This is a genomic window from Aestuariibaculum sediminum, from assembly GCF_014596945.1.
Classification (GTDB): Bacteria; Bacteroidota; Bacteroidia; order Flavobacteriales; family Flavobacteriaceae; genus Aestuariibaculum; species Aestuariibaculum sediminum.
In genome coordinates this window covers 185,061-198,987 of the sequence record NZ_JACVXB010000004.1, presented here as the reverse complement: position 1 = coordinate 198,987, position 13,927 = coordinate 185,061, and the positions used below count along the sequence as shown (strand labels likewise).

General features: G+C 32.6%; 14 protein-coding genes. All 14 read right to left on the bottom strand.

What is annotated here, in order from left to right; all coding sequences use genetic code 11:
• Nucleotides 1–65: 65 nt before the first annotated feature.
• Complete coding sequence (locus tag ICJ83_RS10895; protein WP_188230426.1) at nt 66–770, bottom strand: response regulator transcription factor; 705 nt, start codon at nt 768–770, stop codon at nt 66–68.
• A 2-nt stretch (nt 771–772) separates the two neighbouring features.
• On the bottom strand, nt 773–2,344 hold the full coding sequence (locus ICJ83_RS10890) for a sensor histidine kinase (protein ID WP_188230425.1): 1,572 nt from the start codon (nt 2,342–2,344) through the stop codon (nt 773–775).
• A gap of 69 nt (nt 2,345–2,413) precedes the next feature.
• Entirely contained in the window at nt 2,414–2,998 is a 585-nt protein-coding gene (gene coaE, locus ICJ83_RS10885; protein WP_188230424.1) for a dephospho-CoA kinase, read from the bottom strand.
• 95 nt (nt 2,999–3,093) lie between these two features.
• Nucleotides 3,094–4,059: a CdaR family protein gene (locus ICJ83_RS10880; protein ID WP_188230423.1), complete on the bottom strand. Its 966-nt coding sequence runs from the start codon at nt 4,057–4,059 to the stop codon at nt 3,094–3,096.
• Entirely contained in the window at nt 4,053–5,063 is a 1,011-nt protein-coding gene (locus tag ICJ83_RS10875; RefSeq protein WP_188230422.1) for a glycosyltransferase, read from the bottom strand. The genes ICJ83_RS10880 and ICJ83_RS10875 overlap by 7 nt, the downstream gene beginning before the upstream one ends.
• A 75-nt stretch (nt 5,064–5,138) precedes the next feature.
• Nucleotides 5,139–5,957: an enoyl-ACP reductase FabI gene (locus ICJ83_RS10870; protein WP_188230421.1), complete on the bottom strand. Its 819-nt coding sequence runs from the start codon at nt 5,955–5,957 to the stop codon at nt 5,139–5,141.
• Between the two features lie 100 nt (nt 5,958–6,057).
• Complete coding sequence (recN, locus tag ICJ83_RS10865) at nt 6,058–7,710, bottom strand: DNA repair protein RecN (protein WP_188230420.1); 1,653 nt, start codon at nt 7,708–7,710, stop codon at nt 6,058–6,060.
• Nucleotides 7,711–7,754: 44 nt separating this feature from the next.
• A complete protein-coding gene (porD, locus tag ICJ83_RS10860) occupies nt 7,755–8,642 on the bottom strand; it encodes a type IX secretion system protein PorD (RefSeq protein WP_188230419.1) in 888 nt (295 codons plus the stop codon).
• The gene (coaBC, locus tag ICJ83_RS10855) at nt 8,635–9,846 is read right to left on the bottom strand and encodes a bifunctional phosphopantothenoylcysteine decarboxylase/phosphopantothenate--cysteine ligase CoaBC (protein ID WP_188230418.1); all 1,212 of its coding nucleotides are present in this window, start codon (nt 9,844–9,846) and stop codon (nt 8,635–8,637) included. The genes porD and coaBC overlap by 8 nt, the downstream gene beginning before the upstream one ends.
• 12 nt (nt 9,847–9,858) lie before the next feature.
• Nucleotides 9,859–10,185, bottom strand: a complete 327-nt coding sequence (locus ICJ83_RS10850) for a DNA-directed RNA polymerase subunit omega (protein WP_188230417.1) — start codon at nt 10,183–10,185, stop codon at nt 9,859–9,861.
• 25 nt (nt 10,186–10,210) lie between these two features.
• A complete protein-coding gene (locus tag ICJ83_RS10845) occupies nt 10,211–11,026 on the bottom strand; it encodes an outer membrane protein assembly factor BamD (RefSeq protein ID WP_188230416.1) in 816 nt (271 codons plus the stop codon).
• Nucleotides 11,027–11,217: 191 nt separating this feature from the next.
• Entirely contained in the window at nt 11,218–12,141 is a 924-nt protein-coding gene (locus tag ICJ83_RS10840) for an ion channel (protein ID WP_188230415.1), read from the bottom strand.
• A gap of 1 nt (nt 12,142) precedes the next feature.
• Nucleotides 12,143–13,021, bottom strand: coding sequence for a 4-hydroxy-tetrahydrodipicolinate synthase (dapA, locus tag ICJ83_RS10835; RefSeq protein WP_188230414.1), 879 nt, complete (start codon nt 13,019–13,021; stop codon nt 12,143–12,145).
• On the bottom strand, nt 13,014–13,541 hold the full coding sequence (locus ICJ83_RS10830; RefSeq protein WP_188230413.1) for a DUF6913 domain-containing protein: 528 nt from the start codon (nt 13,539–13,541) through the stop codon (nt 13,014–13,016). Before ICJ83_RS10830 ends, dapA begins: the two co-directional genes overlap by 8 nt.
• Nucleotides 13,542–13,927: the final 386 nt, after the last annotated feature.

The window sequence follows — 13,927 nt, the reverse complement described above, 5'->3', positions numbered from 1 at the left end:
AATCCAGCATTATTAAGCTGGATTTTTATTTTATACAGGTCTTTATGAAGATATCGTCTTACTTCTTACTCATTTATTACCAAACGAAACCCTTCACCATGAATGTTTAAGATTTCCACTTTTTCATCTTGCTTTAAATACTTACGTAATTTAGCAATATACACATCCATACTACGAGACGTGAAATAGTTATCATCTCTCCAAATTTTTGTTAATGCCAATTCACGTGGCATTAAATCGTTTTCATGTAAGGCCAATAATCGTAATAACTCGTTTTCTTTTGGCGATAATTTTACAGGGTCTCCACCTTCAAAACGTAAAAATCTTAATTTTGAGTTTAAATCGAACTTGCCAATTTTAAACTCAAATTGTTTACTGTCTGAAATAGTTTCGGTTGCTTTACGCTGCATTATTGCTTTAATTTTCATTAAAAGCACTTCGCTATCAAAAGGCTTATTTAAATAGTCGTCTGCTCCTACTTTATAACCTTTTAACACATCCTCTTTCATAGTTTTAGCTGTTAAAAACACGATAGGTACATCGTCGTTTTTCTCGCGAATTTCCTTAGCCAAGGTAAAACCATCTTTATAAGGCATCATGACATCTAAAATACATAAATCGAAATCGTCTTTTTTGAACTTTTCGAAGCCTTCCATACCGTTTTTAGCATGTGTAACTTCGTAGTCGTTCATCATTAAATAATCCTTTAAAACGGTTCCGAAATTCGGGTCGTCTTCAACTAGTAGTATTTTTTTCTTTTGCTCTTCCATATTTATGATATTAGTGGAAGCTTAATTATGAATGTGCTTCCTTTGTCTTTTTCACTCTCTACAGAAACATGTCCCTGGTGGTCTTCCACAATGCGCTTTACATACGCTAAACCTAATCCATGCCCCTTCACATTATGAATGTTTCCTGTGTGTTCTCTATAAAATTTTTCAAACACGCGTTTTACGGCAGCTTTACTCATTCCGCTACCATGGTCCTTTATTTTTAATAAAATATTGTTTCCAACATTTTCAGTATACACCTCTATTTCTGGTGCATTGGGAGAATACTTTATAGCATTATCCAACATATTTACTATAACATTAGTAAAGTGTGTATCGTTAGCTAACACCGACGATTGTTCCGCATCTAAAAATGTTTTTATATAACCTTTACGATCTTCGACAATTAATTCTACATGGGTAATAGCGTCTTCAACCAAGTCATGTAAATTTAATCTTTCTTTATTAATATTTAGTTCATTTTTTTCTAGCTTAGATATTCTCAATACATTTTCAACCTGAGCATGCATGCGTTTATTTTCTTCCTTTATCATCCCTAAATAACGCAAAACCTTTTCCTGATCTGCTATTATTTTAGGGTTTTTAATGGCATCTAACGCTAAGTTTATTGTGGCTATTGGCGTTTTAAACTCATGCGTCATATTGTTTATAAAATCGGTTTTAATCTCAGATATTTTACGTTGTTTTATTAATTGATACAAAGCACCGGCATATGTAATCATAATAATAATTGTAAAAATTACCGAAAGTAATATCATCCAAATGATTGAAGATAAGATAAATTTTTTGTCGTTGGTAAAATTTACTACCAATTTATACGGCGTTTTTCTATCTTCATCATAAAAAATAGGTACCGAAAATACTGAAGCTCTATCGTATTCGAAACCATCACTTCTTACTTTAGTTGATAAATCCTTATCAAAAATAGCGAATTCAAAATCTAAATTAATATTGTATTCCTTTAATCCGCTGGACAACATAGATCGAATTTCTTCTTCAGATACACGTTGATGAATAGGTGTTAATTTCCTTAAAGCTTTAAAATTTTTCTCAAAGACCAAACGCTGGGCGTCAGATATCACTCCACTTCGCATGATACTTGTAATGGGACTTTGACTTAAATCCTTATCTTTTAAATCTTCGTTTTTAAAAACTTCGGTAGATGAACTTCCAATGATACTTTTAATATCAAGACTATCTAAACCAATGTCAAAGAGCGTTGAAGTTAATTTATAATTTTCTTCTAAAACACTGCTTTTTAAAATAAGCGTTTCTTTAGTATTATTATTTTGCTGGTAAATAAGAAGCTGCGAAACCGTTGCAGAATCCCCTTTTTTTTCTGAATCTAAATTCTGGTATTTTTCAAAAAACTTAGCTTCCTCCTCATCTTGAATCGCATCGGATGCATGCAGCAAAACCAATTTTACATTATTTGTAAAACGGTCTTTTTCATTTTTAACAGAACCATTTATATAGTACGCCTGAACGAATATTATCCCCACTAAAGACAGGGTCATTAACAGCACTAACAGGACAAATATTCTCTTGCTCATTATTCAAATTTAACATTTTAACATTTAGACTTATTCCGTTTTAACCTTACATTAACAAAAATGTTAAAATTATAAAGTATCCATAATTTGCTCGTGTATTCTTACAGCCTGTTTACGCATTTCATCTAAATTAATATTCTCTATAACAAAGTTAGATAATTCTATTTTTTTCGCATCACTCCATTGATTGTTCATGATGGCTTCAATTTTATCTACAGTTGTTTTATCGCGCTTTAATAGCCTTTCTATTCTCAGTTTTAAAGGTGCTACTACCGTAATTACAAAATCGCAGTTTAAGTATCCCCCATTTTCAAACAATATAGCTACTTCTTTTATCACATAAGGCCCTTTTTGTTTTAATTTCCATTGATTAAAATGTTTAGCTACTTCGGGGTGTACAATCGCATTCATTTTTTCTAAATACGATTTGTCTTTGAAAATTATATCCGCAATAAATGGTTTATTCAATTTATCATTGATGTAAGCTTCTGCTCCAAATAATTCTTTTAGCTTACTTTTAATTATTGCAGAATTCACCATAAGTTTTTTGGCTTCCAAATCTGCAATATACACAGGAATACCTAGTGTTTTAAATTCCTTAGCCACAGTGGTCTTTCCACTTCCTATTCCTCCTGTTAGCCCTACAACTTTCATACGATAATTTGGTGTATTAAAATTAATCTATAATTCATATTAATGGAATAAATACGAATTCTTGAAATTATTAGAATAGTATTTTTAAAAAGGTTTTATTGTGTGATTATAAACTCGATACGTTTTTGATTAATTTTTACACTTTTTACGTTTTCAGGATATTTTACTAATTCCGGAATTAAAAAAAACTGATTATTAACATTTTTACTAAAATCACAAACTACTTTAAAATCTTTCTCGGTAATAGCATTAAAGTCGCTCAAACTAACATAATAAGCTACGTTTACCTCTTTTGGAAAAAATTTTAGTTTCAAAGATTCTGGAACGTTAATAAGTTCCACTGGAATTTTTAAAATTCCTTCGGTAAATTTATCAACTTTAGCTCTTAAGCTGGTTTCTGTAGATAAAACCTTTAAATCGGAGTGTTTTAAGGTCTCTGGCAATTTTAACTTAACCGACTCAGAAATATCTGTACGAACCTCGTTTAGGGTTACTGGTTCGGTTTCAATATTATTTATTTTAGACACTTTTACTTTCGGTCCAATAACAACAACCGAATCGGGCTGTAAACTAAAATCTGAAGCTCGATCGTAACCTGGACTGTAATTTATATCAGACTGTAAAACTATAGGAACCTTTTTCACCATATTTTCATCAAAACTAAATATCAAAGTATCTGGTGATAAATTAAGCACCTCAATTTGATTACCAAACTGAGTGTTTTGTAAAAAAGCCTTCGATTTATGCCAGATAAAAACAGAATCCTTTTTGTAAACATCCTTTTTAAAATCGACTGTTATTGTAGGTTTCGAAAAATAATACTTAAGCCATTTAAAGCCATGCGTTTTTAGGGTTATATCTATGGTAATAGAATCATTTAATATTACATCTTCGTCGGGCACATTAACTTGTTTTACACCAAATACTAATGTATTAGTGTAAGGTTTTGAAAGCTTGGTAAACATCAATATGACAAAAGAAGACACCAAAAACAACACAAAAACATTAAGCCTTTTGCTCTTGATAGATGCTAATATTTTAGATTTTAGTTCTTTTAACATGTTGGTTTAAAAAATAAATTTGGAAAATGAGATTCCGGATTTTTCATCAGAACTTCTATGGCCCATGTTGATTTTAAAAATCCGTAACCATAACCAAAAAACTGAATACAAATCGCCACAACACTTAAAATAGAAACTATAATCTGTCTTGTTGAAATTAAAGCTGAAACAAATGCGATGAAAAAATAAAATACATAAAGCAGAAATAAGGTCTTTTCTTGAACCAACAACAGGAGTAAACTACACATAAAACCTAGCGTAAACACAGTAGGAAACCAGTATGTAATTTTTTTTGTACTTGGGTGCCAATTATTTAGAATTGGTCGAACCATACCAAATTTATTAACCTGCTTATAAAATTTACTCCAAGAAATTCGTCGTTTATGATACACAAAAGCTTCGGGTATCAGGGTTGTTTTATACCCCAAATTCCATAGCCTAATTGATAAATCAGGATCTTCGCCAGGATGAATATAACCAAATCCTCCGGAAGCTTCAAAAGCTGCTTTAGAAATGCCCATATTAAAACTTCGAGGTTGAAATTTATCGATACGTTTCTTATTTCCACGAATTCCTCCAGTTGTAATAAAAGAAGTCATCGAAAAGTTTATCGCCTTTTGCAAATTGGTAAATGAATTATGTGCGGCATCAGGTCCTCCAAAACAATCAACATAATTTTCATTTAACCCTTTTTCTACTTCATTTAAATACTGGGGTGGTAAAATGCAATCGGAATCTAAAATTATAAAATAATTCCCTTTGGCTTTCCGCATGCCAAAATTTCTAGAATCTCCAGGTCCGGAATTATCCTTAAAATAATATGATATTTCCAGTTTTTCTTTAAACTCAGCAACAACAGCCTCGGATGTAATCTCCGAGCCATCCTCTACGATTACTATTTCAAAAGGTGTATTAGTATTTAAGTCCTCAAAACTTTGCAAAAGTTCTTTGGTCTCATCCGGACGGTTATAAACGGGAATAATAAATGAAAAGCGTAACTGCATAACACAAATGTAATTAATCCTAATAAAAAAGCCACCTTAAATAAGGCGGCTTTATATAGGCTTATTAATTGAATTTTATTCTTCACCAACAAAAGTACTCATTACTGCATCGCTTACACCCATGTTGCTAAATCCACCATCGTTATATAAGTTTTGTAATGTTACACGTTTTGTTAAATCACTGAATAAGGTTACGCAGTAGTTTGCACAATCTAAAGCTGTGGCATTACCAAGTGGCGACATCTTATCGGCATAGGCAATAAAACCATCGAAACCTTTTACTCCACTACCTGCTGTAGTAGGTGTTGGCGATTGAGAAATAGTATTTACACGTACTTTTTTATCTCGACCAAAGAAATACCCAAAACTACGAGCAATACTCTCTAAATAGGCCTTATTGTCAGCCATATCGTTATAATCTGGAAACACGCGTTGCGCAGCCATATAACTTAAAGCCACGATACTACCCCACTCATTCATTGCATCGGCCTTATAAAGGGTTTGCATAACTTTATGAAAAGACATAGCAGAAACATCAGTCCCTTTTTGTGTCCAATCGTAATTTTGATCGGTATAGTGTTTGCCTTTACGCACATTAATAGACATACCAATAGAGTGAAGTACAAAATCTATCTTACCTCCTAAAATCTCCATAGATTGCTCTACTAACTTTTGTAAATCTTCAACCGATGTTGCGTCGGCAGGAATTACCTGAGAACCTGTTTTTTCAGCCAATTCGTTAATTTGTCCCATACGCATTGCTACTGGCGCATTAGTTAAAACAAACTCTCCTCCTTCTTCATGAACACGTTCTGCTGTTTTCCATGCAATCGAATTTGAGTCTAAAGCCCCAAAAATGATTCCTTTTTTTCCTTTTAATAAATTATATGACATTTTTAAAATTGTTTTTCCGTTAATTCGTATAGTTTGTATAAACTATTAGAGGTCAAAAATAATAAACTTTAAACTTTTAATTTAACACTTTTCACTTTTTTCAGTTTAATAATTCTTTGGCGTGTGCTATAGCAGAAGAAGACATTTCCACACCCCCTAACATTTGAGCAATTTCAACAATTCGCTCGTCGTGATTTAATTGCACTAAATTAGAGTGTGTTACCTCGTTAATATCTTCTTTATAAACCTTATAATGTGTATGTCCTTTGGCAGCTACTTGCGGCAAATGCGTAATTGAAAACACTTGCATTGTCTTACTCATTTCCCGCATAATATCCCCCATTTTATTAGATATTTCACCAGAAACTCCTGTATCAATTTCATCAAACATAATGGTGGGCAACTGAATATATTTTGCCAATACTGATTTTATGGCAAGCATAATTCTGGAAAGTTCACCTCCGGACGCCGCCTTCTTTAGTTCATTATAATTTCCGCCCTTATTAGCTGAAAACAGAAATGACAACTCATCTTTTCCGTTTGATAAATATTCATCCTTTAGCCTCACTTCTATACTAAACTGTGCATTCGGCATACCTAAGCCCGAAAGAATAGATTCTAACTGTGCTTTTAATTCAGGAAGTACTTTAAAGCGATTATCGTGAATGGTTTTAGCAAGCTTATCAAGTGCCTCTGACTTTGCATTAATCTCACGCTCTTTATGTTGAATATCCTCATCCAAATTTTCGGTAACGGCTACTTTTTGTTCAAGTTGTTCCTTTATATTTATGAGCTCAGAAACTGATTCCACCACGTGTTTTTGCATTAAATTATGCAGCAAACGTAATTTAGAATCGACTATTTCTAGTCGGTTAGGATCCGCTTCCAAATCATCCTTAAGCACATCCACTTCTCGGTAAACATCATCCAGTTCTATTAAGCTGCTATTTACCCTGTTGTATAAATCCTCATATTTACTTCCAAAGGAACTTAATTTTTGTAATGTACTTTTTAAAGCAGTTAAAGTGCTAATAGCTCCAATTTGTTCATCTGTTAATAACTGGTAAGCTTCTCCTAAATTATCTTTAATACTTTCTACATTATTCAAACTTTCATACTCTTCTTCAAGAGCTTCCAATTCACCATCAACTAATTGGGCTTCAAGTAATTCATTTAACAAAAAACTATTATAGTCGTGCTCTTTTATTGCTTCTGCCTGAAATTCTAAAAGTGATTTTAATTCCTTTTTTAATGTTTTATATGATTTTAATTCAGAAGTATATTTTTGTAAGTTACTGTCATTATTAGCCAAAGCATCAATCACCTGAAACTGGAATGTATCTGTAGTTAAAGCCAACGTCTGATGTTGAGAATGAATATCGATTAAACGCTCACCCAATAATTGTAAACTACTTAAGTTTACAGGCGAATCGTTTACAAACGCTCTGGATTTTCCCGAAGGTAATATTTCTCTACGAATAATAGTTTGTTCGTCATAATCCAAGTCTTCAGCTTCAAAAAAATCTTTTAAATGGTAATTTGAAATATTAAAAACGGCTTCAATAACACATTTTACCGAGCTGTCCTTTAAACTACTTAAATCGGCACGTTTACCCAGAATTAGAGACAACCCTCCTAATAAAATAGATTTCCCTGCTCCAGTTTCTCCTGTAATAATTGAAAACCCATCGTTAAAATTTACATTTAACTGATCGATTAATGCATAATTTTTAATTGAAAGTGATGTTAACATTCAAATTGAAAGTTTAGACGTTGAAAGTTTAAAAGTTACCTAACCTAAAACTTAATATTTTGCCATTTACTGCTATAAGTTGGCGCAACTTTTTGAAGCGTTTCCTTAACACTGGCGATATTTACACTAGGACCACCAGTAAAAATTTGTTCAATTTCATCGGCCTTTGCATCGAAAAATGTTCGAAGTAAAAATGAATTGGGGCGACGTGAATTCATAGATTGGAATTTTTTTAAAGAAGTTGCAACCTCCTCCTTGCCGGTTTTAGGATTATCGTTCATTATATCTAATCCCTGTCTATGATAATCGTACATCACCTGGCGGTATTCTTTAAACGTTGGCGATAAAATATTATCGATTAATGCAAAACGGCTTTGTAAACCGTCTTCTACCTTCCACCCTTTAAAATTATCTTGTTGTGAGTAATTTGTAATAATTTGGGCTTGCCTAAAATACGGATCACCACCATTTGGTGCAAACGAGTCGGCATCTAAACCTAAAACCATATACACGTGAAAGGCGATTACAGATACTAAATTAGACTGGTACTGTGTTGGATTAAAAATTAAGTTTTGATATTCTAAATATCTAAAATTAAAATCTTTATCGTTAAAATTATAAATAGGAGTACTAAATGAAGAACCATACACCGGTCTGGATGACTGCACCTGAAGCGAAGCTTGAAATGCTTCTCCACTATAATTGGTTACATTCACAATAAAACTACAATCAATACGCTCTTGAAGTGCAAAGGGTTTATCGGTCCATTTCGTATTATTTATAAACTCGATAAGTTGTTTTTCTAATGTTTTAAAAATGGGAAAATTTTCATTTCCTGTTTGCTGTGCATTAACAACAACATTACAATTTAGCTCTTGGGCAAAGCCAAGATGACTTAAACTGAAGAATAAAACTAGAAGAATGTTACGCATTAATTTGTTTTAATATTTTATTTATCAAATCTTTAGCAACTTCTGCTTTAGATTTTAATTGAAACTCATCAATATTATTCTTGTTATCGATAAAGGTTACTTTATTAGTATCGCCTTTAAAACCGGCTCCTTTATCATTTAACGAATTTAACACAATTAAATTTAAATTCTTTCTTTTTAGCTTGTCTTTTGCATTTTCTAGTTCGTTATTAGTTTCTAAGGCAAAACCTACCAAAAACTGATGTTTTTTACTTTTTCCTAGTGATGCTAATATATCCTGAGTTTTCTCTAACTCTAAAGTTAACGCTGCTTCTTTCTTTTTTATTTTCTGAGAAGCCACTTGTTTTGGTTTATAGTCGGCAACCGCTGCCGAACAGATTGCTACATCAACCGAAGCGTAATATTCATGTACAGCCTCATACATGTCTTGTGCACTTGTTACAGAAACAACCTGTATTAAACTATGATTTACTTTTTGGTTTGTTGGTCCTGATACCAATATCACTTCACCTCCTAAATTGGCAACCGCTTTTGCTATTTCAAAGCCCATTTTGCCACTAGAATGGTTTCCTATAAAACGAACCGGATCTATAACTTCATAAGTTGGACCAGCAGTAATTAAAACTTTTTTTCCGCGAAGTGGTAACTTATCAAGAATATCTTGTTCAATAAAAGTAACGATATCTTCTGGTTCTGCCATGCGCCCTTCGCCTACCAATCCGCTTGCCAATTCTCCAGTTCCGGCAGGAATCATAATGTTTCCATATGCTTCTAGCGACTTAAAAGAATTAAGGGTACTTTTGTGTTTGTACATATCTAAATCCATCGCAGGCGCAAAATACACAGTGCATTTTGCAGACAAATAGGTGGCAAGTAATAAATTATCGCAAACACCATTAGCCATTTTAGACAGGGTATTTGCTGTGGCTGGAGCGATAACAAATAAATCGGCCCATAGGCCTAAATCGACGTGATTGTTCCAAACGGCATTATCGTCTTCTTCGTTTGTAAATGAAGAGTAAACCGGATGTTTAGAAAGTGTAGATAAGGTTAAAGGGGTTATAAAATCTTTAGCTGAAGGCGTCATTACAACTTTTACATGAGCACCCGACTTTATAAATAACCTAACTAATGAAGCGGTTTTGTAAGCGGCAATACCACCACTAATTCCTAATAGTATGTTCTTGCCGCTTAATATTGACATTTTAAAAACGTATTACTGATTGTCTTCTTCAGTGTTTCTAAAATAAACTTTATCGGTTAACCATTCTTGAACAGCTAAAGCGTGAGGTTTTGGTAATTTTTCGTAAAACTTAGATACCTCAATTTGCTCTTTGTTCTCAAAGATTTCTTCTAAACTATCATTATAAGTAGCAAACTCTTCTAACTTATCGATAAGTTCTTTTTTAATCTCTGTGTTAATTTGCTCAGCACGTCTTGAGATGATAGAAATTGACTCGTAAATGTTTCCAGTTGGCTCGTCAATTTGATTTCTGTCGTACGTAATGGTATTAACAGGAGCATTGGTTTTCTTTAAATCCATCGTTTTTATAATTTAACTTTTTATGCTATAAATTTTTTATTTCTTCGTCTAAAATTAATCCTATCTCATTGACTTCTTCAATATGATTAGAACTTGCATACGATTCTTTAAATGCATCACAAAATTCTTTTGCTTGCTCTAAACGCTGCTTTTTTAATGGCACAATTCCGTTAAGAGTTCTTTTATATTCAACACTATTTACTGCAATTTTGTAAGCAGAATCTAGCCTGTAATAAAAAGCTTCCTCTCGTAATGAAGATCCTGGAAATTCGATAACAAAATTATCAAATGACTTTATAGAAGCCTCATAATCGGAAATCGTATTATATTGCTTAGCTATTTCAAAAGCTTTCTTTTCTAATTTAAAATCCAATTCTTTTACCAGCTCATTGGCTGCAGACTGATATTCGGAAGTTGGAAATTTATTAATAAACCCCTGAAGTTTTTCAATAGCTTCTTTTGTTTCTGTTTGATCCTTTGAATAGATAGGCGAACGCATGTAAAAACTTTTCGCTGCTAAAAAAGAGACTTCTTCTATTTTTTCACTTTTAGGGTAGCTGGTAGCGAAACGTTCTAACTGATATCCTGCTGTATAATAATCGCCAATTTCGAATAACGATTTAGAATACAAATACATTAACTTTTCGGCTTGGGGTTTTCCTCTATAACTTGCAATAAGTGGCTCAAAAAGCCTATTTGCTTTAGTATACTTACCTTCGTTATAAAGTTCTTCTCCCATTTTATACTTTGCAGCTACATCTTCCGACTTTAACGTTTTTTGATATTCGCTACAAGAGCTTAATAATGCGACTGTTAATATTAAATAAAGATATCTTTTCATTTGTTGTTATTACCTGTTTCAATTATCAAACGTCATATGCATCTTATAAACATACCTAATTTATTGTAAATATGCATATTTCATTGCTTTAAAACAAGACGCAAAATTACGTTAATAATATGGATTTTAAAAATATTATTTATTGCTAAAATAATTGTTGTTATAAAGTACTAGCAAGGATTAAGTAATATTTAACTTTTGTACGGTTCGATGGCTTCAAAAAGATCATAATCCAAGACTAAAGCCCCTTGTTTATTAAAGTTTTGAGCCTTAGCAAATTTGTAATCTATTTTAGCTTCATTTAAAAGATAAGAATGAATTTTATGAACTTCCTGATTAAAAGATTCGTCGTAATAACTCATCATGATAATAAGTTCTCCGTGTAATTTAACAATTTCCTGGTTTGAAATTTCATAAAGAGGACTCTCTTCATCTAATTCATGAACAACAGTCCAAGTGGTTGGTAAATAATCTATTTCGTTACGTTCTAATTTTAAGAGATAAAAATTATTTTGATATTCTCCTGCTTCATTTGGTTCAGAAAGCATTAATGTTACTGATATTTTTGGCTTTATCATTACCGATTTACGGTTATTCACAAGCCTAAACATAATTGCCCGACCATGATTAAAGTCTCGTAAAATTAAATGTTCACTAAATCTTACAGCCGATTTCGGTTTTGAGAACCTTCCGTAAATAAGACCAGTAACGAAGGCAAACAGCATTAATCCTAGAAAAGCTTCTACCGAAGCAACAAATCCACTTAAAATACCATGTGGAGACATTGCCCCATAACCGACAGTAGTAAAGGTTTGTGTTGAAAAAAAGAAAGCATTAAGGAAATCCTGAAATACACTTCCCGATGGTTTTACAATTTCTTCTATTCCTATAATCAAATATATTATAGCGAATAGCGCATTAACCAAAAAGCCTATCAAAAATGACAGGCTAAAAAAATAAAACCACGAAATATTTACCAAAAAGTGATAAGCTTCGGAAAATTTTCGTGGTTTATTCTTGTACTTTAAGTTAAAAGAACCATCCGTTTTAAGCATACGCTTGGCATACTGTGCTGAGGCATTACCTACTCCTGGATCTTTTATCTTATTTATCAAACTAAAAGTTTTCTACAAATGTTTTTATTTTAGCTTTTAAGCCAGCGGTTGCAGGCACTAACGGTAATCTTACCGTATCATTACAGTAACCTAAAGCTTCAAACACGCCTTTTATACCTGCCGGGTTATTTTCTTCAAAAATATAACCAATAACGTCTATTAGCCTAAAATAGATTTCATGAGCGTCTTTAGCTTTACCTTCTAAGCCCAAACGAATCATTTCAGAAAATTCCTTTGGGAACCCTTGTCCGATAACCGAAATTACACCAGCACCACCTGCTAAAACTACGCCAAGAGCTAAATCGTCGTCTCCTGATATTATAGAAAAATCTTCAGGGCAGTCCTTTAGTAAATCTAGATATTGCCCTGTATTATTACCTGCTTCTTTTACACCAACAATATTTTCAAAATCTTTAGCCAAACGCAGCGTTGTGGAAGCCTCCATATTTTTAGCAGTGCGACCTGGTACATTATATAGAATTATATCTACAGGAGAAGCCTCTGAAATAGCTTTAAAATGCTGATAAATACCTTCTTGTGTTGGTTTGCTGTAATAAGGACAAACCGACAAAATAGCATCCATCCGGCTTAAATCAGTTGATTTTATTTCTTCTACAACCAGAGCCGTGTTATTACCTCCAATACCTAAAACCATCGGTACACGACCATTATTCGCTTTAACAACTGTTTCAACAACTTCCTTTTTCTCTTGCTTTGTAAGGGTAACGACCTCACCGGTTGTGCCACAAATAACAAGATACTCAACACCATTTTCTATGTTGAAATTAACTATGTTGGTTAAAGCTTCATGGTCGACACTTTGGTCTTTTTTAAAAGGTGTAACCAATGCAACTCCAGTTCCTAGAAACTTTTTACTCATTTTTTATTTTATTTAATATAGTTAGGTATTTAAAAAGTTCCTCTTTAAATACATCAAATTCTTCCAATTTTGTTTTAATGATAAGATCGTTAAAACGCTCGTCTGATTGTAAAATACCAATTTTAAATTGGGCCTGAGATATTGCTGTTATTAACTGCAATTCCAGTAAGTCTTTATCATAAAAACTTATTAAAGCATCAAACTTTGTATTTAAAAACGTTTGAAGCTCTGCATTTTTTATTGCTCCTTTCCAACCAAAATCTTTAGGATTGTAACATACATCCCACGTATGCTGCATCTCTTTTTCTGACTGAGAGAACGCTATTATTTTTACGCGATTAGGACGCACCTTAATGTACTCGGCCAATTCTCTAAATCGTTCGAAATCATCAATTTCATCAATATTAAAGATGATGCCTAAACTTTCAATTTTACTGTCAGCAACCTGCACTTGTCGCTCTAACAACAATTTGTTTAAGTACTTTTTATTAGATTTTTCCTTAAAACCCTTTAAAATCATCTATCTTTATAATTTGCGCAAAGGTAACAAAACTAGATTCAAAAAATCCATTAAAAATATGAGGTTTACATATTTATTTTTTTTGTTATATATATCACTATTTATCAGTTGTAAGCGCACAAAATTTCACCTTTCAAGAATTGAAGCTTCACAAATTTTAATTTCAGATAGTCTTCCTGAAAATTCAAAAATCGAAAGTTTTATTAAACCTTAACGAACGCATTTAAATAATAATTTAGATTCTGTTTTAGCATACTCGGCAGGTAGATTTACAAAATATGATGCCCCTCTTAACAACTCTTTATGGAATTTAATAAGCGACGCCATTTACCAAGAGGCAAACCCTATTTTTAAGCAAAAAACCGGAAAAGAAATAGACATGGTTG